This is a genomic window from Sporosarcina gallistercoris, from assembly GCF_014836415.1.
Taxonomy (GTDB): Bacteria; Bacillota; Bacilli; order Bacillales_A; family Planococcaceae; genus Sporosarcina; species Sporosarcina gallistercoris.
In genome coordinates this window covers 1-26,471 of record NZ_JACSQY010000015.1, presented here as the reverse complement: position 1 = coordinate 26,471, position 26,471 = coordinate 1, and the positions used below count along the sequence as shown (strand labels likewise).

Annotated in this window: 26 protein-coding genes; 9 read left to right on the top strand and 17 right to left on the bottom strand. The window is 43.3% G+C overall.

Annotation, left to right across the window (positions count from 1 at the left end; genetic code table 11):
• Positions 1-4: 4 nt before the first annotated feature.
• The 4 genes from H9659_RS14600 to rpsF form a co-directional block, all read right to left on the bottom strand.
• Entirely contained in the window at positions 5-943 is a 939-nt protein-coding gene (locus H9659_RS14600; protein WP_191691939.1) for a YybS family protein, read from the bottom strand.
• 198 nt (positions 944-1,141) lie between these two features.
• On the bottom strand, positions 1,142-1,378 hold the full coding sequence (gene rpsR, locus H9659_RS14595; RefSeq protein WP_191691937.1) for a 30S ribosomal protein S18: 237 nt from the start codon (positions 1,376-1,378) through the stop codon (positions 1,142-1,144).
• Positions 1,379-1,420: 42 nt separating this feature from the next.
• The gene (ssb, locus tag H9659_RS14590; protein ID WP_191691935.1) at positions 1,421-1,942 is read right to left on the bottom strand and encodes a single-stranded DNA-binding protein; all 522 of its coding nucleotides are present in this window, start codon (positions 1,940-1,942) and stop codon (positions 1,421-1,423) included.
• Positions 1,943-1,986: 44 nt separating this feature from the next.
• Complete coding sequence (gene rpsF, locus H9659_RS14585; RefSeq protein ID WP_025784265.1) at positions 1,987-2,274, bottom strand: 30S ribosomal protein S6; 288 nt, start codon at positions 2,272-2,274, stop codon at positions 1,987-1,989.
• A 179-nt stretch (positions 2,275-2,453) separates the two neighbouring features.
• Between rpsF and H9659_RS14580 the strand changes: the two genes are divergently transcribed.
• Complete coding sequence (locus H9659_RS14580; RefSeq protein WP_191691933.1) at positions 2,454-3,038, top strand: DUF3267 domain-containing protein; 585 nt, start codon at positions 2,454-2,456, stop codon at positions 3,036-3,038.
• Between the two features lie 113 nt (positions 3,039-3,151).
• On the opposite strand, the gene ychF is transcribed toward H9659_RS14580, so the two are convergent.
• Together ychF and H9659_RS14570 are read right to left on the bottom strand one after the other, a co-directional pair.
• A complete protein-coding gene (gene ychF, locus H9659_RS14575) occupies positions 3,152-4,252 on the bottom strand; it encodes a redox-regulated ATPase YchF (protein ID WP_191691931.1) in 1,101 nt (366 codons plus the stop codon).
• Between the two features lie 92 nt (positions 4,253-4,344).
• On the bottom strand, positions 4,345-4,548 hold the full coding sequence (locus tag H9659_RS14570) for a DUF951 domain-containing protein (protein ID WP_191691975.1): 204 nt from the start codon (positions 4,546-4,548) through the stop codon (positions 4,345-4,347).
• A gap of 131 nt (positions 4,549-4,679) precedes the next feature.
• Here H9659_RS14570 and yyaC point away from each other — a divergent pair, with 131 nt between their 5' ends.
• The gene (yyaC, locus tag H9659_RS14565) at positions 4,680-5,321 is read left to right on the top strand and encodes a spore protease YyaC (protein WP_191691929.1); all 642 of its coding nucleotides are present in this window, start codon (positions 4,680-4,682) and stop codon (positions 5,319-5,321) included.
• Here yyaC and H9659_RS14560 read toward each other — a convergent pair.
• The 11 genes from H9659_RS14560 to rpmH all read right to left on the bottom strand — a co-directional run bounded on the left by H9659_RS14560 (position 5,232) and on the right by rpmH (position 15,545).
• A complete protein-coding gene (locus tag H9659_RS14560) occupies positions 5,232-5,936 on the bottom strand; it encodes a DUF554 domain-containing protein (protein WP_191691927.1) in 705 nt (234 codons plus the stop codon). The genes yyaC and H9659_RS14560 overlap by 90 nt on opposite strands.
• A 63-nt stretch (positions 5,937-5,999) precedes the next feature.
• Positions 6,000-6,842 (bottom strand): ParB/RepB/Spo0J family partition protein, encoded by an 843-nt coding sequence (locus H9659_RS14555; protein ID WP_191691925.1) that lies wholly within the window; start codon positions 6,840-6,842, stop codon positions 6,000-6,002.
• A complete protein-coding gene (locus tag H9659_RS14550) occupies positions 6,835-7,596 on the bottom strand; it encodes a ParA family protein (RefSeq protein WP_191691924.1) in 762 nt (253 codons plus the stop codon). Before H9659_RS14550 ends, H9659_RS14555 begins: the two co-directional genes overlap by 8 nt.
• A 146-nt stretch (positions 7,597-7,742) precedes the next feature.
• Entirely contained in the window at positions 7,743-8,606 is an 864-nt protein-coding gene (noc, locus tag H9659_RS14545) for a nucleoid occlusion protein (protein WP_191691922.1), read from the bottom strand.
• A gap of 216 nt (positions 8,607-8,822) precedes the next feature.
• The gene (gene rsmG, locus H9659_RS14540) at positions 8,823-9,539 is read right to left on the bottom strand and encodes a 16S rRNA (guanine(527)-N(7))-methyltransferase RsmG (RefSeq protein WP_191691914.1); all 717 of its coding nucleotides are present in this window, start codon (positions 9,537-9,539) and stop codon (positions 8,823-8,825) included.
• A 55-nt stretch (positions 9,540-9,594) separates the two neighbouring features.
• Positions 9,595-11,484, bottom strand: coding sequence for a tRNA uridine-5-carboxymethylaminomethyl(34) synthesis enzyme MnmG (mnmG, locus tag H9659_RS14535; protein WP_191691909.1), 1,890 nt, complete (start codon positions 11,482-11,484; stop codon positions 9,595-9,597).
• Between the two features lie 57 nt (positions 11,485-11,541).
• A complete protein-coding gene (gene mnmE, locus H9659_RS14530) occupies positions 11,542-12,927 on the bottom strand; it encodes a tRNA uridine-5-carboxymethylaminomethyl(34) synthesis GTPase MnmE (RefSeq protein WP_191691902.1) in 1,386 nt (461 codons plus the stop codon).
• A 399-nt stretch (positions 12,928-13,326) separates the two neighbouring features.
• A complete protein-coding gene (gene jag / locus H9659_RS14525; protein WP_191691901.1) occupies positions 13,327-14,133 on the bottom strand; it encodes an RNA-binding cell elongation regulator Jag/EloR in 807 nt (268 codons plus the stop codon).
• Complete coding sequence (gene yidC, locus H9659_RS14520; RefSeq protein ID WP_191691900.1) at positions 14,130-14,912, bottom strand: membrane protein insertase YidC; 783 nt, start codon at positions 14,910-14,912, stop codon at positions 14,130-14,132. Before yidC ends, jag begins: the two co-directional genes overlap by 4 nt.
• A gap of 74 nt (positions 14,913-14,986) precedes the next feature.
• Positions 14,987-15,331 (bottom strand): ribonuclease P protein component, encoded by a 345-nt coding sequence (gene rnpA, locus H9659_RS14515; protein WP_191691899.1) that lies wholly within the window; start codon positions 15,329-15,331, stop codon positions 14,987-14,989.
• Between the two features lie 79 nt (positions 15,332-15,410).
• A complete protein-coding gene (rpmH, locus tag H9659_RS14510) occupies positions 15,411-15,545 on the bottom strand; it encodes a 50S ribosomal protein L34 (protein ID WP_025784280.1) in 135 nt (44 codons plus the stop codon).
• Between the two features lie 520 nt (positions 15,546-16,065).
• On the opposite strand from rpmH, the gene dnaA reads away from it, so the two are divergent.
• The 7 genes from dnaA to H9659_RS14475 all read left to right on the top strand — a co-directional run bounded on the left by dnaA (position 16,066) and on the right by H9659_RS14475 (position 26,037).
• Entirely contained in the window at positions 16,066-17,415 is a 1,350-nt protein-coding gene (dnaA, locus tag H9659_RS14505; protein WP_191691896.1) for a chromosomal replication initiator protein DnaA, read from the top strand.
• Positions 17,416-17,588: 173 nt separating this feature from the next.
• Entirely contained in the window at positions 17,589-18,725 is a 1,137-nt protein-coding gene (dnaN, locus tag H9659_RS14500) for a DNA polymerase III subunit beta (RefSeq protein ID WP_191691891.1), read from the top strand.
• Between the two features lie 99 nt (positions 18,726-18,824).
• Positions 18,825-19,064, top strand: a complete 240-nt coding sequence (yaaA, locus tag H9659_RS14495; RefSeq protein WP_191691889.1) for a S4 domain-containing protein YaaA — start codon at positions 18,825-18,827, stop codon at positions 19,062-19,064.
• Positions 19,054-20,178 (top strand): DNA replication/repair protein RecF, encoded by a 1,125-nt coding sequence (gene recF / locus H9659_RS14490; RefSeq protein ID WP_191691887.1) that lies wholly within the window; start codon positions 19,054-19,056, stop codon positions 20,176-20,178. Before yaaA ends, recF begins: the two co-directional genes overlap by 11 nt.
• Before the next feature lie 80 nt (positions 20,179-20,258).
• Positions 20,259-22,181 (top strand): DNA topoisomerase (ATP-hydrolyzing) subunit B, encoded by a 1,923-nt coding sequence (gene gyrB, locus H9659_RS14485; protein ID WP_191691973.1) that lies wholly within the window; start codon positions 20,259-20,261, stop codon positions 22,179-22,181.
• Between the two features lie 79 nt (positions 22,182-22,260).
• Positions 22,261-24,813: a DNA gyrase subunit A gene (gene gyrA, locus H9659_RS14480; RefSeq protein WP_191691885.1), complete on the top strand. Its 2,553-nt coding sequence runs from the start codon at positions 22,261-22,263 to the stop codon at positions 24,811-24,813.
• 111 nt (positions 24,814-24,924) lie between these two features.
• On the top strand, positions 24,925-26,037 hold the full coding sequence (locus H9659_RS14475) for an HD-GYP domain-containing protein (RefSeq protein WP_191691883.1): 1,113 nt from the start codon (positions 24,925-24,927) through the stop codon (positions 26,035-26,037).
• Positions 26,038-26,471: the final 434 nt, after the last annotated feature.

Below are 26,471 nucleotides of genomic sequence, written 5' to 3'. Positions count from 1 at the left end.
CCTCCTAGTTCACCTTGTCTTTTCCTATCCAAGCCCGAATGTCAATGGCCGTGTCCAGTGTCCCAAGCAGGATCGTCATAGGATTCAACATCACCGCAAAAACTGTAGCAATCACAGTTATGAAGCGAGGTAGTTGTCTTTCATGTAAAAAGTAATAGATAAGTGAAAGTCCTTGTAGCAAAAATGCAAATCGCAAAATGACCATCGCATTGATATAGAATAAGTAATACGTGGACGTTGTATCATTTCCCATCAAGAATGAGGAAAGAATCACTAACGCATAAACAATAATTGTCATAAACGGAAGTTTCATTTCCCGGAACGGTGGGAACTTCTGAATGTTCGCCCCTACTCGTTCTGCTGTATAAAAGCTCGCAGCAACAAACAAATAGCCTGCAAACAAGGATCCTAGTATCACCATTGCCGGAATTGTGGAACGGTAGTATAAAAAAGTATCGGAAATGATTTTTTCATAATCCTTTGGAAGTGTACCAACGTCTGATAAAAACTCCGTCATCTTTTGTTGCGCCTCTTGAAAAGTATCCATCATCACTTCAATTGCATTGAATTCAAAAAATAACACGCCGCCTACATACGTAACTACCATTGAAAAAAGGACAGTGAGGCTAACGGCCATTACAGTATAGAACTTGGATTTTCCTAGTTGGATCGTCTCGCCCATTACAAAACCAATGAGAACAAGTGAAATTGCAGCGGGAATGGATAGGAAACCACCTAGTAATGAAGAAACTAATATAGCCGCGACAGCGACCACTAGACTTGCGCTTCGATCATAGCGAAGTCGGTAAAGTAGAATGGGCAGCGGGATGAAAAACAGCGAAACACTGCCAAGCAGCGGTATAAAAAGACTCACCGCAAACAAGACCGCGAACAATGCAATCATCATGGCTCCATATGTCAGTTTTCGTGCATTGTCTTGCATAATTTGGATTCCTCCGGTTCGTAGTGCATCATCTGTATGAAAAGCCCTATGGATTTCGTCTAGATGTCCTCCTCTGATTGTATCACGATTAGAGAACAGACACCAAAACCACACAGCTGTTCCCTGGATTTTTACTGGGAATAAAAAAGCCACCCCGCACCCTAGGGAAATCCCAGGCTGACAAGGTGGCTTTTGTAATTATCTTTCTTCTGCTACGAATGGTAGAAGTGCCATGATACGTGCGCGCTTGATAGCGGAAGTCAGCTTACGCTGATACTTCGCGCTTGTACCTGTAACGCGACGTGGCAAAATTTTCCCACGCTCAGAAACAAATTTCTTGAGCAAGTCTGCATCTTTATAGTCGATGTGTGTAATGTTGTTAGACGTGAAATAACATACCTTACGACGTCTTTTTCCTCCACGACGTGGTGCCATAATCGTTTCTCCTCCTTTTTATCCGTATGGATGAAATCCGGATCAGAACGGCAAATCATCGTCCGATACTTCAATCGGACCGCCACCTGATTGGAACGGATCTTCATCAGTACGTGTATAGTTTTGCTGGTTAGGCTGATAAGATGGCTGATTCTGTTGCTGATTCTGATTATACGGACGGTCGGACTGTTGGTTTCCGTACGCAGGTGCACTTTCTTGTGAGCCGGATCGTTCAGAGTTTGCATTTCGAGGTTCCAAGAATTGCACGCTATCTGCCACAACTTCCGTCATGAAGACGCGCTTGCCATCTTGTCCTTCAAAATTACTTGTCTGAATACGACCGTCTACACCAGCCAGACTTCCTTTGCGTAAGAAATTCGCAGTATTTTCCGCCTGTTTTCTCCAAGCTACACAGCTGATGAAATCTGCTTCACGTTCGCCGGACTGGCTTGAGAACGGTCTGTTCACTGCCAGTGTAAAGCGAGTGACCGCGATTCCACTTTGTGTATATTTGAGTTCAGGATCTTTTGTCAATCGGCCGACCAATACGACGCGGTTAATCATCAGAATTCAGCCTCCCTCATCGTTTTTTACGTTAGTTTTATGGATTATGCGTCTAGACGGACAGCCATATGACGAAGGATTCCTTCGTTGATGTTCGCAAGACGTGTAAATTCGTTGATTGCTTCTGTACCTGCGTTAAGAGTTACCAACTGGTAGAAACCTTCACGCAAATCGTCGATTTCGTATGCAAGACGGCGCTTGCCCCACTCTTTCGACTCGATGATCTCCGCACCGTTAGAAGTCAAGACTCCGTCGAAACGTTCGATCAATGCTTTTTTCGCGTCGTCATCTAGACTCGGGCGAATAATGTACATAATTTCATACTTTCTCATCTGTAGTCACCTCCTTATGGACTTGGGCCCTGCTGCACGCAGCGGGCAAGGAGTAAGTAAATTCGTTTACTCACATCAATACATACTATCATAGGTTCCTTCGTAATTCAAGCGTTTCTCCTGTATAGTAAAGAAAAAGATAGCTAATGAAGTTTGCACTAATAGAAAGAGGTGTTTGGATGCTTGCGTCTCGGGAACCTGCACATATTGTTGACTTAGACTTACAAATAGTAGCAAAAAAAGGGTTATGGGTAACCTTATGGGTAACTCTTGGCATATTTGTTTTCGATAGCTTGATTCAACTTGGTATCCAACAGGAGCTGACAATTTCTTTTTCTTTTTGGAAAGTCCTTTTTGTGATCCTCGGATACATTGTCCTGATCGTTGTACATGAGTTGTTTCATTTATTAGGGTTTCGCGTATTTGCCGGTGTTCCGTGGCGGAAGATGATTATTGGAGTGAATTTAAAGCTCGGTATCGCTTACGCTACAACGGATGAGTGGATGACCAATGCCGCCATTCGAAAGGCGCTGCTATTACCATTTTGGACTACGGGTGTTATCCCGACTATTATCGGCTTATACCTTTCGGACGGAGTATGGTTATTGCTCGGCGGGCTGCTGATTGGCGGAGCTGTTGGAGACTTTGCAATGTACAAAGAGCTCAAGCAATTTCCAGATGATTGGCTCGTAAAAGATGATCCGGAACGCCCGCGTCTTTATCTGCACGAACCTGCAGATTGTCATGGATCAAGCAACACATAAGTTGCGGACTTCTCTATAGATGGATCGAGTATATAACATCCCTTTTATCAACATGAAAAAGCAAGGCATGAAGGAGTTGTCCTCACCTGCCTTGCTTTTTCTTTTCGTTCCGATTAAACGTTAAAACGGAATAACATAACATCGCCGTCTTTAACGATGTATTCTTTTCCTTCAAGACGTACTTTTCCGGCTTCTTTTGCAGCCGCCATAGAACCCGCTGCCATCAGATCCTCATAAGCAACCGTTTCAGCACGGATGAACCCGCGTTCAAAGTCCGTGTGGATGACGCCAGCACATTGAGGAGCTTTCATGCCTTTACGGAATGTCCATGCACGCACTTCCTGCACACCAGCTGTAAAGTACGTTGCCAATCCAAGCAACTGATACGCAGCACGGATCAACTGATCTAGACCGGATTCTTCGATGCCAAGCTCGTCGAGGAACATCTGCTTCTCATCATCATCGAGCTCAGCCATCTCCTCTTCGATTTTAGCACAGACAACGATGACTTCTGCATTGTCTTTTTCCGCGAAGTCACGAACAGCTTGGACATGCTCATTGTTTGCCGCATCAGCGATTTCATCTTCCGAAACGTTCGCTACGTAGAGCATCGGTTTAATGGTCAACAAATGCATGCCTTTCACAACTGCAGTTTCTTCTGGAGTGAGTTCAACCGAGCGAGCAGACTCCCCTGCTTCAAACGCATCTTTCAGTTTGAGCAACACCGGTTCTTCGATCATTGCTTCTTTGTCTTTCTGTTTTGCCATTTTTGTGACACGTTGGAGACGCTTGTCCACGCTCTCCATATCCGCGAGAATCAATTCAAGATTTATCACTTCGATGTCTGACAACGGGTCCACTTTACCACTTACGTGTGTAATATTGTCATCTGCGAAACAGCGGACAACCTGACAAATTGCATCTGTTTCCCGGATGTGAGACAGAAACTTGTTTCCAAGTCCTTCCCCTTTGCTTGCTCCTTCGACGATTCCAGCGATATCTGTAAACTCAAAAGCAGTAGGAACTGTCTTTTTCGGAGTTACAAGTTCCGTCAGCTTTTGAAGCCGCTCATCGGGTACTTCTACGATTCCGACATTCGGATCGATCGTACAGAACGGATAGTTTGCAGCCTCCGCACCAGCTTTTGTAATTGCGTTGAACAACGTGGACTTCCCTACGTTCGGAAGTCCGACGATACCAGCCGTCAATGCCATAACTTTCCCAACCTTTCATCTATACAAAATTATGATGTTCGATTATTCAATGCAGCTCTTCCATTATAAGGAGAGAACGTCTTTCTGTCCATTCAGCTTTCGATTTCACCCTTCTGGGTAACACGCTTCATTTTTTTTGTGAATTCGTTACGAGGAATCATGATACTATGGCCACACCCTAAGCATTTAATACGAATGTCTGCGCCCATACGTATGACTTTCCAAGAATTCGTTCCGCATGGATGCTGTTTCTTCATCTCTACGACATCATTGATGCCAAATTTCTTAGCTTCCAATCTATTCACCCCGATCATCCATTCTTATACATTCACTTGAGATTAGTTATGTACGTATAATCTGGCTTTGTTTTGAGTATACTGCAGGACACCACACATTCCTACTACTATTCCTAGACAGGAGCCTGATTATGCAAAAACTTGAACAAGCTGAATTGAACTCTCGTATTCATTACAAAGAAACCGGAGCCGTTTGGAAATTGAGCACGTTATTGCTTGAGAATATCCCTTTTACAACACGTGAAATCCTGTTCCTCTGCATTGGAACGGATCGTTCAACTGGTGACGCTCTCGGTCCTCTCGTTGGCTCGCTGCTCACAGAAACTCGATCATTTCCTTACCGAGTCATCGGAACTTTAGAAGAACCCCTTCATGCACTTAACATCGAACAGACTGTATCGGAGCTTGCTGTGACCCACCCCGATGCCTACCTCGTAGCGGTTGATGCATGTCTTGGGAAAAGTGAATCCGTTGGCCATCTGCTTATCCAAGACGGTCCCTTGCAACCGGGAAAAGCAGTTGGAAAAGAACTGCCTTCCGTTGGTGATATTGCTATAAAAGGCGTTGTCAATATCGGTGGCTTTATGGAGCATTCCGTTCTTCAAAGCACGCGGCTTCATCTGTCCTATGAAATGGGACGAACTATTTCACGAGCACTGCAACTCGCTCATGGCCGCCTGCAGTCAAAACGCGTATATGATACTTACAATCAGGGCCACTACCGGAATAGCGGGAATGAAATTCGCTACTCGGATCTTAGTCAAGCCGATTAAGTTCAGGCCAATTGCCAAAATCATCAAACCTCCAGTCGCTGTCATCTCCGATATGAAAAGTTCTAGTAGTTCATCCGGGACAAAGCGACTGATCTGTGTAGAAAACAAGGTGATCAATCCTTGATATAGCAATACGGGTACCGCAGAAAAAATCACTCCAATTCCGAGTGTGGAGCTGAGAATGATGGAAGTGAACCCATCGATTATCCCTTTCATCATCAACACATCGTGATCATTCCGCAACCCACTGTCAATTGCCCCTATTATTGACATAGATCCAATGACAAAAATCATCGTCGCTGTAATGAACCCCTGAGAAATGCCTTGTCCACTTTTTTGGACAGGCATTTTTGATTCCAACCACTTTCCTGCTTGCTCCATCATATTATCGACGTTAATCCATTCACCAATAACAGATCCCAGCACAATACTAATAATGACAATGAGCAACTGTGTACTCTCAAAGGTCATTTGGATTCCAATCGCCATTACGGCTAATGCAATACCATACATCACCGTCTGTTTCATACGATCAGGGATGTTTTTAAATACTCTGCCTATCAAAGAACCTGCGACTATCAATGCTACGTTCACTAACGTACCGTAAAACACCACGTATACCACTTCCCGACCATTAAAAAATAGTACCTATTCCGCTAATGCGAAATAGGTACACGTTCAATCATTCAGCAAATCAAGAATCCGCTCAAAATCTTCTTCGGAGAAAAATTCAATTTCAATTTTCCCTTTGTTTTTTGTCTTTTTAATAGATACATTCGTTCCAAAGTGTTCACGCAATGTTGTTTCCTGTTCAACGAGAAACAAATCTTTCTTTTCTTTCTTCTTAATTGTTTCACGTGAAACATGTTCATTTAACTTTTGAACTAACGCTTCCAATTGACGAACATTCAAGCCCTCTTTCATCGTCTTTTCAGCGATAATATTAATTTGGTCCTTTTTACGCAACCCGAGTAACGTACGACCATGTCCCATCGATAACTTCCCTTCCGTAATGTCTTTACGGACTTTCTCGGGCAGTGCGAGCAATCGGATATGATTGGCGATATGAGGACGACTCTTCCCTAAACGGAATGCAAGTTGCTCTTGGGTAAGCTCCAGGCTGTCCATTAAGTTTTGGTACGCTTCAGCTTCTTCAATGGGTGAAAGATCTTCACGTTGAAGGTTTTCCAAAATCGCAAGTTCCATTGATTCGGTATCTGTAAGTTGGCGAACAACTGCAGGAATCTCTTTCAATCCAGCAAGTTTTGCTGCTCTGAAACGACGTTCTCCAACCACAATCTCGTGGGCAGATCCGACTTTGCGTAAAATGATCGGCTGCAAGACACCATGTTCTTGAATGGAAGCACTAAGTTCCTGAATTGCTGTCTCATCAAAACGTTTCCTAGGTTGATACGGATTGACAGTAATACTCTTAAGATTGATTTGCTCCACTGCTTCCGCTTTTACAAGTGACTCTCCTGGAAATAATGCATTAATTCCCTTGCCAAGACCTTTAGCCATTGTGAACCACTTCCTTTGCCAGCTCTAAGTAAACTTCCGCTCCGCGTGAACGTGCATCATATAAAATGATCGGTTCACCATGACTCGGTGCTTCACTCAACCTTACATTTCGTGGAATAATCGTTTTATATACTTTGTCTTGGAAGTATTTCTTTACTTCATCAATAACTTGAATGCCTAAATTCGTACGTGCATCAAACATCGTGAGCAACACACCATCAATCACAAGATTTTCGTTTAAATGCTTTTGCACGAGACGAATCGTGCTGAGCAATTGACTCAATCCTTCCAATGCATAATATTCACATTGTACTGGTATGACAATGGAATCGGATGCAGTCAGTGCGTTGATGGTCAACAACCCTAACGAAGGCGGACAGTCAATAATGATGTAATCATAATTGGCTTTCACTTCTTGAATGGCATGTTTCATACGAACTTCCCTTGAAATTGTTGAAACTAATTCAATTTCCGCTCCTGCCAATGAAATCGTTGCGGGAATACAATCCAATTGAGGTACTTTCGTTGGCAAAATCACGTCTTTCATTGGGACGTCGTCTATAAGGATGTCATAAATACAATTCTGGACATCCCCTTTGTTAATGCCTACTCCACTCGTCGCATTTCCTTGTGGATCTGTATCAATCAACAATACTTTTTTTCCAATATGAGCAAGACAGGCGCTGAGGTTTACCGAGGTAGTTGTCTTCCCAACGCCGCCTTTTTGATTGGCTATTGCGATAATTCTTCCCAAACGAGCACCTGCTTTCTTCCTAACATGCTGTTCGATCCTTACATAATTGTTCTATCTATCAGTTTACCAAAAAAGCATAATAAATGGTACGAATAACAGACCAAAAACTCTTGCCAACTGAAAGCAAGAGTCTTTTCACACGATTTTCATTTAGATTTCGGGATTTTCACTGTGAATGTGTAATAGTCCTCAGAGTCTTCCTCTTCCGTTGTAAGGTCAATTCCACTCTTCGTTACCATCGTCAGGGATTGACGAATTGTATTGACTGCAATGCGGACATCTTTACTTACCGACTTCCTTCGCGGGGCTACCTTTTTCTCTTTTGGCTCAGGAGGCGTTAATACTTCTTTTATTCTTGCTTCTAACTGTTTGACGTTAAGTCCTTTTTCTAACGTTTCCTGAAATACTTGTTTCTGGAGTTCAGGATCTTTCAACGCAATAAGTGCGCGGGCATGACGCTCCGATAACTCTTTAGTCAATATTGCTTGTTTAATATCCTCAGGAAGCTTCAGCAATCTCATTTTGTTCGCTATCGTTGATTGGCCTTTTCCTAAGCGTTGCGCCAATGCTTCTTGTGTCAACGCATGGAGCTCCAGCAGCTTTTCATATGCATATGCTTCTTCAATTGCTGTAAGTTCTTCCCGTTGTAAGTTTTCAATCAGGGCAATAGACGCGGTTTCTTTATCGTCCAAGTTACGAACAATGGCAGGAACTTCTTCCCATCCAAGTTTTTTCATTGCCCGGTAACGGCGCTCCCCGGCAATAATTTCATAAGTGTCTTCTTCAGTCTGTCTTATGACGATTGGCTGGATGATCCCGTGCGTATGAATCGTACGAGCCAGCTCCTCAATTTTCTCTTCAGAGAAGATGGTGCGCGGTTGAAAACGATTCGGCTTAATACGATCGATTTGAATTTGTTCTACGGATTCATTCACCATAGGTTCCGCCTCTTCTAACGGGGGGAGTTCTTTTTCTCCATTCCCAAAAAAACGTGAGAACGTATTTTTCATTCCAGACACCACCTTTTCAAGACTATCCTCTGTTGTGAACACGTCCAGTCGCTGCAGAGAGGATGATTTCCTTCCATCATTCGTACAACTATTTTTCTGTTGGTACATTTTGATGGCAGTCCATTTCCTTTGAATTGGACTGAAAACCTATGTAAGAAAGAGAGCAATGCGCTCACTCCCCTTCTTTCCGGCCTACAATGTTCCACGTGAAACAGTTCAACAGATTGGCGTCTTATTTGGAATGCCCGGTTTTCGTGGATACTTTTTAGGCGTCTTTTTGACTTTAGAGAATACAAATACAGTCCGTTCACTCTCTTCTAGCGGAAGAAAGAATGTATGTTTATCTTCTAACACAACGCCGAGAGTTTCAAGTGCTTTTTTCGCATCAGCCATTTCGTCAGCTGCAGCAGCACCTTTCATGGCAATGAATTGCCCCTCTACTTTCAGTGCAGGAACACATAGCTCTGCTAAGACACTTAGCCGTGCAACCGCCCGTGCTGTTACGATATCAAATTGTTCACGGTATGCTGGATTTTGTCCAAAATCCTCAGCACGCGCATGAACGAATCGAACATTTTCCAACTTTAGTTTTTCTGCAAGTTCATTCAAAAAATTAATGCGTTTATTTAATGAATCCACAATAGTTACGTGTAGATTAGGGAAGCAAATCTTTAACGGAATACTTGGGAATCCTGCACCTGCACCTACATCACAAAGCGTTAGTTCCTTGGATAAATCCGAGAAAAATGCTGCCGAAATTGAATCGTAAAAGTGTTTTAGATAAACTGACGGAGCATCTGTAATTGCTGTCAAGTTCATTTTTTCATTCCATTCTACAAGTAGTTTGAAATACAGATCAAACTGAGCAAGCTGTTGCTCAGTTAGAGAGATTCCTTTCTCTTGTAGTGCTTCTATAAATTGTTCTTCGTTCAATGGAATCCACCTTTCAAAAAAGCTAATACGGACTTTATATCCGTATTAGCTGGGATTAGCCGGATATTTTAGCGATTTTACCTTGTTCAATGTAGACAAGAAGGATGGATATGTCCGCTGGATTCACTCCTGAAATTCGAGATGCCTGTGCAATCGATAATGGACGGACATCACTGAGATTCGCTCTTGCTTCTTTAGCAAGTCCAGTAATTGCGTGATAATCGATGCCTTCTGGTATCTTCTTGTTCTCCATCTTCTTCATTCGATTCACTTGTTGCATCGCTTTTTCAATGTATCCTTCGTACTTGATTGAAATTTCAACTTGTTCTGCCACTTCGGGAGTACATGCTATTTCAGGGGGAATGACTTTGCTGATTTCTTCGTATTTCATCTCAGGACGCTTCAACAGATCGGCAGCTTTCATCGGTTCACGAAGAGGTGTCCCTCCTGCCGCTTCAATAATTGCCTGGACTGCTTCATCAGGCTTCACGGAGACTTTCCGTAACCGCTCAATTTCTTCTTCAATCTGTTGTTTTTTCATTACGAATTTTTCATAGCGCTCATCAGAAATCATTCCAAGTGCATGTCCAATTTCAGTAAGGCGTAAATCCGCATTATCATGTCGCAACAATAGGCGGTATTCTGCACGAGAAGTGAGCAACCGGTATGGCTCACTTGTTCCTTTTGTCACAAGATCATCGATTAGGACACCAATATAAGCATCCGCCCGTCCAAGAACCACTTCTTCTTTTCCTAGCACACGACTTGCTGCATTGATACCCGCCATGATGCCTTGTGCCGCAGCTTCTTCATAACCGGATGTACCGTTTAGCTGGCCTGCGGTATACAAATTCTTGATTTTTTTCGTCTCCAGTGTTGGCCATAGCTGTGTCGGAACGATCGCATCATACTCGATCGCATAACCTGCACGCAGCATTTGAGCTTTTTCCAGCCCTGGAACACTTTCAATCATTTTACGTTGTACGTGCTCAGGTAAACTCGTAGATAATCCTTGGACGTACATTTCCCGCGTATTCCGGCCTTCCGGCTCAAGGAAAATCTGATGTCGTGATTTATCTGCAAAACGGACAATTTTATCCTCTATTGACGGACAATAGCTTGGTCCTTTACCTTTGATGACGCCTGAATACATCGGTGACAAATGAAGGTTATCGTTTATAAGCTGATGCGTTGTTGGGGATGTATATGTTAACCAGCATGGCAGCTGATCTGTGATGTATTCCGTTGTTTCGAAACTGAATGCACGTGGTGTTTCATCACCCGGTTGAATTTCAGTCTTGCTATAATCCACCGTATTACTATTCACCCGCGGAGGTGTTCCGGTCTTGAATCGGACCGTGTCGAAGCCAAGTTCACGAAGGCTATCCGCCAAGCCGATGGAAGGCATTTGGTTATTCGGACCGCTGGAGTATTTCAAGTCTCCAATGATGACTTCTCCTCGTAAAAAGGTTCCTGTCGTGACAATCACTGTTTTCGCACGGTAGATGGCTCCGATTTGTGTGAGTACACCTTTCACTTCTCCGTCTTCTACAATCAGTTCCTCTACAACGCCTTGGTGAAGAGACAAATTCTCCTGATCTTCCAGCATACGTTTCATTTCTTGCTGGTAAAGGACTTTGTCCGCTTGCGCCCGAAGCGCACGTACTGCAGGTCCCTTTCCTGTATTTAACATCCGCATTTGGATGTGTGTTTTGTCGATTACTTTACCCATCGCTCCGCCAAGTGCATCGATCTCACGGACAACGATCCCTTTTGCAGGACCTCCGAGTGATGGATTACAAGGCATGAAGGCAATCATATCCAGATTCATGGTAAGTACGAGCGTGCTCGCCCCCATTTTTGCTGATGCATATGCTGCTTCTACGCCTGCATGACCGGCGCCGATGACGATACAATCGAACGTGCCTGCTTCAAATTGTGGCATGCTCGTTCATCCTTCCTATATGTGAATCACTAGGCTACAGACCAAGTGTTCAATTGATTATTTTCCGAGGCAAAACTGAGAGAATAGCTGGTTGATGAGACTGTCTTGAACGGTATCTCCAACAATTTCACCGAGAAGTTCCCACGTCCGTGTGATATCGATCTGAATCATATCAATAGGAACGCGTGCTTCTGCTGCTTGAATGGCATCTTCAATGGATGTTTTCGCTTGGTGCAGCAGCGCAATGTGACGCTCGTTAGAAACATATGTCGGATCTTCCGCTTCGATGTCTCCCCCGAAAAAGAGGCCGGCAATCGTTTCTTCGAGTTCTTCTACCCCTTCATCTTGAAGGATAGAAGTTGTAATGACGTGCTTTTCGCCCGCCAGTTGTTGGACGGATCCGATATCGATTTTCTGAGGAAGGTCCGTCTTGTTCACGACAATAATCGCATCCATTGGACGGATCGTTTCAAGTAACCTTTCGTCTTCAGGTGACAGATCTTCTGAACCATTCAACAGCAATATGACAAGATCCGCTTCCTTTAGTACTTGTCGGGAGCGTTCTACACCAATTCGTTCCACTAAGTCTTCCGTTTCCCGAATACCCGCTGTATCGACCAATTTCAGGGGTACGCCTTTTACATTCACGTACTCTTCAATAATATCACGAGTTGTCCCTGCTATGTCAGTTACAATTGCTTTATTTTCCTGGACAAGGCTGTTAAGTAAGGAAGATTTCCCTACGTTCGGCCGTCCGATAATGACTGTAGAAAGCCCTTCTCGTAAAATTCTACCTTGGGAAGATGTGGCAAGGAGCCGAATGATTTCACTTCGCACCCACTCCCCTTTCTCAATCATTAAAGGAATGGTCATTTCTTCTACATCATCGTATTCAGGATAATCGATATTCACTTCGACTTGTGCAAGTGTTTCGAGGAGTGCCTGACGTAACTCGCCTATCAGACGTGATAACTTTCCGTCCATCTGATTTAACGCGACATTCATCGCGCGATCGGTTTTAGCCCGTATCAGATCCATGACGGCTTCGGATTGAGACAAGTCAATACGGCCGTTTAAAAAGGCACGTTTCGTGAATTCCCCTGGTTCCGCTAGTCGTGCACCATACTGCAGCACCAGACGAAGTACCCGATTCACGGAAACTAAACCACCGTGACAATTCAATTCGATCACGTCTTCACGAGTGAATGTTTTCGGGGCCTTCATAAGAGACACCATGATTTCTTCCACGGTTTCGTCAGTTGCTGGGTCCACTAAATGACCATAATGAATCGTGTGGGACGATGAATCCACTAAACGCTTGCCGGACGGTGATCGGAACAATCTGTCCGCTATTGCAACAGCTTCATCACCGCTGATGCGGACTATCGCAATTGCTCCCTCTCCCATCGGCGTTGAAATTGCCGCTATCGTATCAAATTGCACGCTGACTCACCTTCCTATTTCTCGTTATCCACATGTGTACAACCATTTTTCGGGCGTAACTATCTAACAGTAAATTTTATCACAAATCTGTCTGTTGGCCTAGCACGTGGCACGAAAAAATGTGGATAACTTGAAAACTTTGTGGCTGCTGCTTATTAAATGTCGATACGGCAGTTTTTCCGTAAAACGGAATTGTTTAAAAATGTCGCTTTCTCCTTATAAAATGGTACATGGAAACTGGAGTTTTTATGTCACTAATCACGTTACAACTAATCGAGTTATGAGCATGTGGTATGGGGGATTTTTCATGAAATCAGGGAATGGTTGTAGAGGTTTTTTATGCATTTCAGTCATCTTCAGTTATAGAAGATATAAAAAAAAGGGCTTTTCAGCCCTTTTTCACACAATCGGTTCGATCACTAAGTAACGACGTGGATCTTTACCTTCAGAGTACGTTTCAATGTCAAGTCGGTCTGCCAATGCATGATGCAAAACCTTCCGCTCGTTTGAAGGCATCGGTTCCAGCTGAACTTTACGCCCACTGCGAACGGCTTTGTCGGCCATTCGTTCTGCAAGCTGCTCAAGCGCCTGTTCACGACGAACCCGGTAATCTCCAACATCTACACGAACCACTTTGTAAGTTCCCGTGCCTTTGTTCGCCACTAATTGCGCTAATTGCTGCAACGCATTCAGTGTACTCCCTCTTTTACCGATTAAATATGCTGCTTTTTCACTTTCCAATTGGAAGTGAAGGATTTTTCCATGTTTTTCACTACTGATTCGCAGATCTTCTACACCCATGTCTTTCGCAATCTGACAGATATATGCACTAGTTTCTGCAATGATTTCATCATCTGTCACGGTTGGTGCAAACATATCTGTTGCCTCTGTTTCTCCTGTAGCATCTTTTTTTTCAGTCTGTTCTACGATGACTTCACTTTCAGAAACTTGAACGGATGCCGATTCTTTTGCAAGTTCCTCATCAACCTCTTCTTTTGAATCCGAGGAAGATGAAGTACTTAAAATCGGTTCTTCAGGAATACGTCTAACTAAAACTTCAGCAGGTACTGCGCCGAAGCCAAGAAAACCTTTCTTTCCTTCAGTGATCACTTGGACATCGACTTGCTCCCGCAAAGTATTCAATTTCTCTAATGCAGAGGCAATTGCGTCTTCAACGGTCTTGCCAGTCTGTCTGATCTCACTCATTTCCGTTTCGTTCCCCCTTTACCTTTAGGCTGTTCCACCACGACCTCTTTTTTCTTAAAAGGTTTGTAGATGAAGAAGTTTTGTACAATCGAGAATATATTACCGACTACCCAATATAACGCGAGTGCTGCAGGTAAAAATGATCCGAATATCATGATGAAAAACGGCATGATATACATCATGATCTTCATCTGAGGGTTATCCATTGCTGGCCCAGTACGCAGGACGATGAATTGCATGATTCCGGCAAAAACAGCCAACGCAATACTTGGTGCAGCTAAGTCAAAGACGAGGAATTTACCTAATGGAATCTCAGGTGTGGCATTCATACGGCTGATCGCATGATAGAAGCCGATTAATATCGGCATTTGAACAAGTACAGGGAGACATCCTGCTACAGGATTGACTTTGTTTTCCGACATGACAGCTTGCATTTCTTCGCGATATTTCTGCTGTGTCACTGCATCCTTGGACTTGTACTTCTCTTTTAATGCTTGCAGTTTCGGCTGAATTGCTTGCATTTGTTTTGAACTTTGAGTTTGTTTCAGTGTGAGTGGCAATAAAATGAGACGAATGATAATTGTGACTGCGATAATCCCGAGCCCGTATGTCCCAAGCAATTCTTTAAACGTTTCAATTAAAGAAACAAGTGGCCATACAATATATTTACTCCAGAATCCTTCGCTCGAAGCCGTTATCGGCTGATTGAAATCTGAACAGCCCGCTAAAAAAACGGACATCGCTGTTAGCATGAACAGCAATCCTGCTTTTTTCTTCAATATAGTTCCCCCAAACCTTCATTCTTTTTCTAGTCATACATAGTGTCAGTGTATCACGAACGCCGATTTCAGTTCTACTTCTTCTTTAAGACACGTGCAATCTTCAACACGTGCTGTAAACTCTTTTTTGTTTCATGGAAATCTAAAGTGGCCGCCGGATGTCTGGCGATAATGACGTAATCCTGATCCTGTCGGAGATCTTCTTTCATTTCTAAAAATGCTTGCCTTATACACCGCTTGATCCGATTGCGCATCACGGCATTTCCGATCTTTTTGCCAACTGAAAGTCCGATTCTAAACTCTTGCTGGTTTTCTGCTTTACATACGTATACGACAAATTGTCGATTGGCAAATGATTTTCCTTGTTTAAATACTCGCTGAAATTCTTCGTTCTTTTTAATACGTTGTTTCTTTTTCATTTGGCACCTGCTTCACTCGGGTGGTTGTAGTAATACTGTAACTATGGCATAAAAAAAAACCACTGAATGTGTCAGTGGCTTACGCTGAAAGAACTTTTCTTCCTTTTCTGCGACGGGCTGCAAGGACTCTGCGTCCGTTTTTCGAGCTCATGCGTGCACGGAAGCCGTGGACTTTTGCGCGTTTACGTGTATTTGGTTGGAATGTACGTTTCATATTAGAAGACACCTCCTGCTTTACTGACTCAATTACATGTTACATATAACAGTCTTGACAAGTATAGCTGTCTGCTGAGTCATTGTCAAACGGTTTTTCAGCGGGGCTTGACTTCTTCTAAAGAGATCCGATTCTACTTATGTAAATTTCATCGATTCCGGTTATCCACAACTTTTGAACGGAACGCATTTTTGTTCTGTGCATCTTTGTCTTTTTGACTTTTTCAAAAATCCGCATTTGTCGACAGCTTTTTCACATATACCTCCTTGTGGATAACGTTCCTGTCCACATTTGCGGTTGATGTGTATAACTCGAGCAATCCCTTGCGATGAAAGAGAAATGCTGATACAATGAGAAAGATTTTGCTGTGTATATAATTTCATACATTCACTCTTATCCACAATTGTTAATAAGTTGTGGATAATTTTTTCAACAACTTTTAATAATAGTTACCCACAAGCGTGGAAACTGTGTATAATACATACTTCCGGGTTTAGTTCGGCAAAAAGGAGGTTCACTTGTGGAGCATTTAGAAAACCTTTGGCAGGAAGTTCTGTCGAAAGTAGAAGAAAAAATCTCCCGGCCCAGTTTTGAAACGTGGCTGAAATCGACAAAACTTTTATCGTACGGATCTGAAAATGTAACAATCGCAGTTCCAAATTCATTTTCAAAAGAATGGCTGGAGAGTCATTACGTACATCTAATAACGGGAATTCTATCTGAGTTGACTGGTGAAGACCGGTTGATTCAATTTGTAGTTCCTGAAGACATGGCTGAGAAAGACTTTGCTGTGCCAAAACCAGTCGTAAAAAAGGTCGAGAAATCACCTGTGGCTACGACTGCTGCGATGCTGAATCCTAAATATACATTCGATACATTTGTCATCGGATCAGGCAATCGCTTTGCACATGCTGCATCACTGGCAGTTGCAGAAGCGCCTGCCAAGTCTTACAATCCGTTGTTTATCTATGGAGGCGTAGGACTTGGGAAAACTCACCTCATGCATGCAATCGGACACTATGTATTGGAACAAAACCCTTCGCTTAAAGTCGTTTACCTGTCGAGTGAAAAGTTTACAAATGAATTTATCAACTCGATTCGTGACAACAAAGCGGGAGAGTTCCGTGATCAATACCGAAGCGTAGATGTGCTGCTTATTGATGATATTCAATTTCTTGCTGGAAAAGAACAAACACAAGAAGAATTTTTCCATACCTTTAATACGCTGCATGAAGAGTCCAAACAGATTGTCATCTCCAGTGATCGGCCGCCAAAAGAGATCCCTACACTGGAAGACCGGCTCAGATCACGCTTTGAGTGGGGCTTGATCACTGATATTGCACCGCCTGATTTAGAAACTCGAATTGCAATTCTGCGTAAAAAGGCGAAAGCGGACGGTCTTATTGATATCCCAAATGAAGTGATGCTATACATCGCCAATCAAATTTACACGAATATCCGTGAGCTTGAAGGTGCGCTAATTCGCGTTGTTGCCTATTCTTCACTCGTCAATATGGATATCACACCGGATCTTGCTGCAGAAGCGTTGAAGGATATTATTCCGAATGCGCGACCGAGGATGGTAACGATTGTTGATATTCAAAAAACAGTAGGGGAACACTTTAGTATTCGTTTGGAGGATTTCTCAGCTAAAAAACGGACTCGCGCCATTGCATTTCCACGTCAAGTTGCGATGTACCTTTCCCGTGAACTGACGGATGCTTCTTTACCTAAGATCGGATCGGAGTTTGGGGGACGTGATCACTCAACAGTCATCCATGCACATGAGAAGATTTCTAAAATGCTCAAAGAGGATAAATCTCTCCAACAAGACATTCAAGATATTCGGGCTGCGCTAGGAAGAAGTTAACGAGACTGTGGATATCCTAGAATAACTAATGCACGTTCACACACAAGTTATGCACATGTGGAAAACCTTACTTGGTATTATTTCAGGAGGCTTTTCCACATATCCACAGCCCCTACTACTATTACTACTATTCTTTTAAGTACTTTAATTCATTATATAAGCGAGGGGTTCCTATGAAATTTGAAATCATGAGAGACAAATTGCTCGAAGGTTTGAGCGATGTCATGAAAGCCATTAGTCAAAAAGTGACGATCCCGATTCTGACGGGTATCAAAATCGAAGTGAATGAAAAAGGATTGCAGATGACCGGCAGTGATTCGGATATTACAATCTGCACATCGATACCAGTAGAACAAGATGGTGAACAGATCATCCAAGTGATGGAGAGCGGAATGATTGTTCTTCAAGCAAAGTTCTTCAGTGAAATCGTACGCAAGCTTCCAACTAATGAAGTTGTGATTGAAGTGACCGAAGGCATGCACACGCATATCCGTTCTGGAAAATCGGAATTCCATCTCATTGGTTCCGATCCATACGAATATCCGGTACTGCCTGAAGTCTCTGATGAACACCGGATGTCTTTACCATCTGATCTCATCAAGTCAGTCATTCGTGAAACCGTATTTGCGGTATCCCAACACGAAACACGCCCTATACTTACAGGCGTACATTGGGAGTTAAAAGATGGGGAACTCGTGTGTGTCGCTACAGATAGTCATCGTCTAGCTAGTCGGAAAACGAGACCGGAACAAGTACCGGAACAACCATTCAGCATTGTCATTCCCGGCAAGAGTTTGCAAGAGCTGAACAAGATTCTCCCGGATACACTAGAACCAGTGGAAATCATTTTCGCAGATCAACAAGTATTGTTTAAAACCCGTAATGTTTTATTCTATTCAAGATTATTAGAGGGCAATTATCCAGATACATCACGTCTGATTCCTTCTGAATACAAAACATCGGTGACTGTGAACGGAAAACAGCTTTTGCAGGCAATTGACCGCGCATCGTTACTAGCTCGTGAAGACCGCAACAATATCGTTCGTTTTTCTGCCGAAGGCGGCAACACACTCGAAGTATCTTCGAACTCACCGGAAGTTGGAAAGGTTGAGGAATTGATTGAGGCACAAGAAGTGACAGGCGAAGAGTTGAAAATCTCGTTTAGCGCAAAATATATGATGGATGCTTTGAAAGCGATCGATGGACAAAATATCGAAGTCCATTTCACCGGGACAATGCGACCATTCATCCTAAAAGCAACAGACAACGATTCTATTCTCCAACTCATTTTGCCCGTTCGCACATATTGAACAAAAAAGGATGGCCGTAAAGCGGCTATCCTTTTTACTTATAGTTAAAAATCCGGTAAAATAGAAATACAAACTAACTTTGTGAGGGATTGAATGCAGATGGAAGAAATACACTTCAATACGGAATATGTAACACTCGGACAACTCTTGAAAATGGCAAATGTCATCAGCTCAGGAGGAATGGCAAAATGGTTTCTCAGTGAGAACGTAATTTACGTGAACGGTGAAGAGGAGCAGCGAAGAGGTCGAAAACTGTATGATGGAGATCTTGTTATGGTGCCGGGTGCTGGTAAGTATAAGTTGATCGCTGATCCATATGGAACTCGGGATGTACATTGACCGCCTCGCGTTAACTGACTACAGAAATTACGCCTCCCTCGATTTATCATTTTCTCCGCACATTAACGTTTTCATTGGCGAAAACGCACAAGGAAAGACCAATGTCATGGAAGCAATTTATGTGTTAGCTATGGCAAAATCGCATCGAACGTCAAATGATCGAGAACTTATCCGCTGGGGCCAGGAGTATGGTAAAATAGAAGGTGATGTGGAACGAAAGTATGGACATCTTCCCATTGAGCTCATCATTTCCAAAAAAGGGAAAAAGGCTCGTGTGAATCATATTGAGCAAAACCGGCTGAGTTTGTACATCGGGCAGGTAAACGTTGTCATGTTTGCGCCTGAAGATCTTAATCTCGTAAAAGGAAGCCCTCAAGTAAGGAGGCGTTTCCTCGATATGGAGATTGGTCAAATTTCGCCGGTTTATCTGCATGATTTGCTGCATTATCAAAAACTCTTGAAACAGCGGAATGCGATTCTAAAAGATAACCGTGGAAAACGACAATTCGAAGATGTCATGTTTGACGTCTATACCGAACAATTTGTTGATAAAGCGGTGCAAATTATAAAAAAACGATACTACTTTTTGGAGCTATTGCAAAAGTGGGCAGGTCCGATTCATCATGGTATTTCTCGCGGGCTAGAGAACTTGGATGTTTCTTATAGCACACTCAAAGAGTTGTCATCCGAACAATCCGATGACGAGATGAAAAAGATCTTGATGAACAAACTTGCGGAAGTCAAAACACGCGAACTGGATCGAGGGATCACTTTAATCGGACCACATCGTGATGATTTAACATTTATGGTGAATGGTTATGATATACAAACCTATGGCTCCCAAGGTCAACAGCGTACGACAGCCTTGTCGTTAAAGCTTGCTGAAATTGAGTTGGTCCGTCAAGAGGTTGGAGAAGCACCTATTTTACTGCTCGATGATGTGTTAAGTGAGTTGGACGATTATCGTCAGTCCCATCTGCTGAATACGATTCAAGGGCAAGTGCAAACGTTCGTTACAACTACAACCGTTGCAGGAATCGAACACGAAACCATTCGTCAAGCTGCCATCTATGAGGTGGAAGATGGGACAGTGTCAAGACGTGAAGACGTGTAGGACCTTTTGATGGATAGGTACCGGAAAAACAAGACCGGGATGCCGGCGTGTTCGAAAAAGGAGAGGTGAACAGTTTGGCCATGGAAGAAAAAGAGTTGCAAAACGTATATGATGCCAATCAGATTCAAGTGCTGGAAGGGTTAGAAGCAGTTCGTAAACGACCCGGTATGTATATCGGGACAACGAGCGGTAAAGGCCTTCACCATTTGGTCTGGGAAATTGTTGATAATAGTATCGATGAAGCATTGGCAGGTTATTGTGACCACATAGAAGTTACGATTGAAAAAGGGGATTGGATTCGCGTCGATGACAATGGTCGAGGTATCCCTGTAGGTATACAAGCTTCCACTGGACGTCCCGCAGTAGAAGTCATTATGACTGTGCTGCACGCTGGAGGTAAATTCGGCGGTGGCGGATATAAAGTGTCAGGTGGATTACATGGTGTTGGAGCGTCTGTTGTGAATGCCTTGTCCGTAGAGACTGAAGTGTTTGTTAAACTTAATGACAAGCTGTATTCGATTATGTTCAGTCAAGGTAAAGTGGTTCAGGAATTGAAAGAAGTGGGTGTGTCTGATGAGACAGGTACTACGATCCGCTTCAAAGCCGATCCTGAAATCTTTACGGAAACGACTGTTTACGAATACGGTATTTTAGCACATCGCCTTCAAGAGCTTGCGTACTTGAATCGCGGTCTTCGAATTACAATTACTGATGAACGCGGCGAAGAAGCACGTAAAGATACGTATTTCTATGAAGGCGGCATCAAATCATATGTCGAGCACTTGAACGAAAACAAAGAGCCGATTTATCCAGAGCCCATCTTCATCGAAGGAGAAAAGGACGGAATTTCAGTGGAAATCGCGATGCAGCATAATAGCGGTTATGCTGATAACCTGCTCTCATTTGCAAATAATATTAATACGTACGAAGGCGGGACACATGAGTCTGGTTTTAAGACTGCTTTGACTCGCGTGATTAACGACTATGCCCGTAAAAATGGATTGTTGCGTGAAGCGGATCAAAACCTGACGGGTGATGATGTACGTGAAGGTTTGACAGCAATCGTCTCCGTTAAACACCCAGATCCACAGTTTGAAGGACAGACGAAGACGAAACTTGGAAATTCTGAAGTGAGTACAATTGTGAATTCACTGTTCTCCGAAGGATTCCAGCGCTTCATGCTCGAAAACCCACAAGTTGCTCGAAAGGTGATCGACAAAAGCTTGATGGCGGCTCGTGCCCGTCTTGCTGCGAAAAATGCACGTGAGTTCACTCGCAGGAAGTCTGCATTGGAAGTTTCGAGTTTGCCAGGTAAACTTGCCGATTGCTCATCGCGTAATCCAGCGATCAGTGAATTGTACATTGTAGAAGGTGACTCTGCGGGAGGGTCTGCAAAAGGAGGACGGGATCGTCACTTCCAAGCAATTCTGCCGTTGCGCGGTAAAATCCTGAACGTGGAAAAAGCTCGTCTAGATAGAATTTTAAGCAACGAAGAAATTCGGATGATGATCACTGCACTCGGTACAGGAATCGGAGAAGAGTTCAACTTGGAAAAGGCCAGGTATCACAAGATTGTGATCATGACCGACGCGGACGTTGACGGTGCCCATATCCGTACGCTGCTGCTAACCTTCTTCTTCCGTTTCATGCGTCCGTTGATCGAGGCAGGTTATGTCTATATTGCACAGCCACCACTTTACCGGGTCAAACAAGGTAAGAACGAAGAATATTGCTATGATGAAGAAGCGCTCCAAGAAATTATGAACCGCTTATCATCAACACCTAAACCGACCATTACCCGATATAAAGGTCTTGGTGAAATGGATGCGACGCAACTATGGGAAACGACGATGAATCCGGATCAGCGTACATTGCTTCAAGTACATCTTGAGAATGCAATCGAAGCGGATGCGATTTTCAACCGGCTCATGGGAGACGAAGTAGCTCCAAGACGAAAATTCATTGAAGATAATGCGATTTACGTGAAGAATCTAGATGCTTGATCGCCAAGCAGTTTGACTGTTATGGAGAGCCGCTCTTGTTTTTCATAAATGAGGGTCAGGCTGAAAGGAGTATGACAACATGGCAGATCTGCCAAAACGCGGTGTGCAAGAAATCAGTATCAGTAAAGAGATGGAGACGTCATTCCTTGACTATGCAATGAGTGTTATCGTCTCTCGGGCACTGCCCGATGTGCGCGATGGACTGAAACCAGTTCACCGCCGTATTTTATATGCAATGCAGGACCTCGGTAATACTGCAGATAAAGCACATAAAAAGTCGGCACGTATAGTCGGTGACGTTATTGGTAAGTATCACCCACACGGTGATACAGCTGTTTACGATACGATGGTACGGATGGCACAAGATTTCAACTATCGCTATATGCTTGTCGATGGCCACGGGAACTTCGGTTCTGTGGATGGAGACGCAGCAGCAGCGATGCGTTATACAGAGTCCCGTATGTCCAGAATTGCGATGGAACTATTACGTGATATCAACAAAGACACGATCGACTACAAAGATAATTATGATGGTCAGGAAAGAGAACCAATTGTTTTGCCAAGCCGTTTTCCGAACCTTCTTGTCAACGGTACATCTGGAATCGCGGTAGGTATGGCAACAAATATTCCTCCCCACCATTTAGGCGAAACCATTGATGGTGTTCTCGCGCTTGCAGAAAACCCTGCAATCACGACAGAAGAACTGATGGAAATCATTCCAGGTCCTGACTTCCCTACAGGCGGGATAATTTTAGGCCGCAGCGGAATCCGTAGAGCTTATGAAACAGGTCGCGGCTCTTTGTTAGTACGTGGTAGAGTTGAAATCGAACAGGCATCCAATGGGAAAGAAACCATTATCGTCCATGAATTGCCTTATCAGGTGAACAAGGCTCGATTGATCGAGAAGATTGCTGAACTCGTACGAGAAAAGAAAATTGAAGGAATCACCCACCTTGCGGACGAATCCGACCGTACAGGTATGCGTATTGTCATTGAAGTACGCAGAGATGCAAATGCCCACGTATTGTTGAACAACTTATATAAGCAAACAGCGCTTCAATCCAGCTTCGGTATTAATATGCTTGCACTTGTTGACGGACAACCAAAAGTCCTTGCATTGAAAGAGATCTTATATCATTACTTAGAGCATCAAAAAGTTGTGATCCGTCGGAGGACACAATATGAATTGAAGAAAGCAGAAGATCGCGCCCACATTCTAGAGGGCTTAAGAATCGCACTCGATCACATTGATGAAATTATTGCCCTCATCCGTGGTTCCAAAACTGCAGATGAAGCTAAAAGCGGACTAATGGAACGCTACAGCCTATCAGATCGTCAAGCTCAAGCTATTTTGGATATGCGTCTGCAACGGCTGACAGGACTGGAACGCGACAAAATTGAGGAAGAGTATCAGCAATTGGTACTGCTTATCAATGAATTGCGTGCCATTTTAGCTGATGAACTCAAAGTGGTAGAGATTATTAAAGAAGAACTTCTTGAAGTCAAGCATCGTTTTTCAGACAAACGCCGTACAGAAATCACGCTTGGCGGTACGGACATGCTGGAAGATGAAGACCTGATACCTGAAGAGAACTCTGTTTTAACGCTTACGCATCATGGATATGTGAAACGTTTGCCAGCGAGCACATACCGCAGTCAGCGCCGTGGCGGACGTGGAATTCAAGGAATGGGTACAAATGATGATGATTTCGTGGAGCACTTGTTAAATACATCCACTCACGACACGATCTTGTTCTTTACGAGCAAAGGTCGAGTATTCCGGAAAAAAGGTTACGAAGTTCCAGAGTTTAGCAGAACAGCTAAAGGCTTGCCATTAGTGAATCTGTTGGACGTTGAGAAAGATGAAAAAGTGACAACCATGATCCCGATCGAAAAGTTCGAAGAGGACCAATACTTGTTCTTTACAACGCGCGAAGGTCTCGTCAAACGAACGTCTGTCATGGCATTTGCAAACATCCGCTCTAATGGCTTGATCGCCTTGCGTCTTCGTGAAGAAGATGAGCTCATTAACGTGAAGTTGACGGATGGCAGCGAAACGATTGCCATTGGTACTAAAGAGGGTATGCTCATTCAGTTCAAGGAAGAGTCGATCCGTCCATTGAGCCGTACAGCAAGTGGTGTCATCGGAATTCGTCTGCGTGAAGGTGACCATGTTGTCGGCATGGATATCGTCAAAGAAGATGATGAAATTCTCGTAGTGACAGAAAACGGATTCGGTAAACGGACCCCTGTTGCAGAGTATCGCTTGCAGTCACGTGGCGGCTTCGGTTTGAAGACACTTAATATTACGGAACGAAACGGTAAGATGGTTGCAATGAAGTCTGTAGATGGTACAGAAGATCTCATGTTGATTACACTGCATGGTATTTTGATCCGCATGGATATTCACGACATTTCCATCATCGGCCGAAGCACACAAGGTGTAAGGCTGATCCGATTAGGGGATGAAGAATTCGTCGCGACCGTTGCAAAGGTTGAAAAAGAGATATTAGAAGAAATAGATGAAGACGAAGAAAACATGGCGGAAGAAGGCCAATCCACTGACTCTGAAACTGAAGAGCATACAGCTGAGATTGAAGAGAAACCATCAGAAACTGAATCCGAAGAGTAATTCATTTAATACCGGTTTGGAGAAAATTCCAAACCGGTATTTTTTTGATGGGTAGAATAGAGTATGATGTGGAGAGAACAATCATCTGGCAAAGGAATGCGGTGACTAAAATTGGAAAACTACAAATACTTAAGTGAACTTCGACCAGGTACAGTTATTGTTGAGGACATTTACGCAAATACGGCATTTCCCATCGTACGAAAAGGAACAACACTTGAAATTGAGCATTTGGAAGTGCTTGATCTATTTAATATTAAGAGAGTGAAAGTAGAAGAACGAATTGTGAATCGAGTTCAGACTGAGCCGCGTGAAATCGGAAAGACGGATACGATTTCAAGCGACATAGATGAATTGCTCGAAAACAAAATTAGTCGATCTTCAGATTTGCATAAGATGTATAAAAAAGCCGTGAATGATTATAAAAGAGAATTCACATCATGGAGATCAGGTGTGAAGCTGGATATTGCTAAAGTGCGTTTACTTATTATGCCGTTGCTCGAAACGTATATGGAACATAAAAAGATGCTCGTCATGTTGAATGAATACTCGAATCGAAAAGAGTATCTCTACCATCATGCCGTATCAGTCGGAATATTGACCGCAGCACTCGCAACTGAACTGGATTACCCCAAAGGAACGACTCTTCAATTAGGGCTTGCAGGAACACTCACGGACTGCGGGATGGCCAAGGTGAATCCAGCTCTCTTAGAAAAGGCTGCCTTTTTAACAAAGGATGAATTTGCTGAAGTAAAAAAACATCCTATATTCAGCTACCAATTGATGCAGGACTCTCCTTTGTTGCGGCAAGAAATGAAACTGGCCGTGTTACAGCATCATGAGAGGTTGGATGGAAGCGGATATCCTCGTGGAGATCAGGCCGAAAAGATTTCACAGCTCTCTCAAATAATTGCCGTTGCTGACGTTTTCCATGCAATGACATGCGAACGCGTGTATCGCGCAAAAGAATCTCCTTATAGAGTCGCAGAAATGATGAAAGAGGAGGACTTTGGAAAGTTCGATTCAAGGATACTGGATGCTTTATATGAAGTGATTGGAACGCCTAGTATCGGTGATAAAGTCCTTCTAACGAATGGGGATGCAGGAGAAGTTGTTTCAGTAAATCATAATAGCCCTTTACGGCCGAACGTGAAATTGCAGCGAAGAGAAGAATTAGTAGACTTAACTACTAACCGCTCGATTGCGATTGAGAAGGTTGTAAACTAACTTAATAGAAGAAGAATAGGTTTATGCAAAGCCTTTTATTTCAGTTGAAACGTTGAAATGGAAGGCTTTGATTGGTTTAATGGTGTTTAATCTCAAAAAGTATGAAATGAGGGTTGCACTATTGAACTAGGCATGGTATTATAGAACACGTTGCTCTTACAGAAAGTATTCAAGTGAGTTGCAGCGAGAAAAAAAGAATTTAAGTGAAGTTGTTGACACGACGATTACACCGTGTTATGATGTAAGAGTTGTTAAAACAAAGCGAAACACTATGAACCTTGAAAACTGAACAGCAAAATGTCAACGAAATATCGTTTGGGAAACCGGTTCTGCCGGTGGAACAAACACAACAGATCTTAATCGATCTGATAGACATCTTAAATGATGCCAGTACGAATTGAGCAATCAATTCTCTTTTATGGAGAGTTTGATCC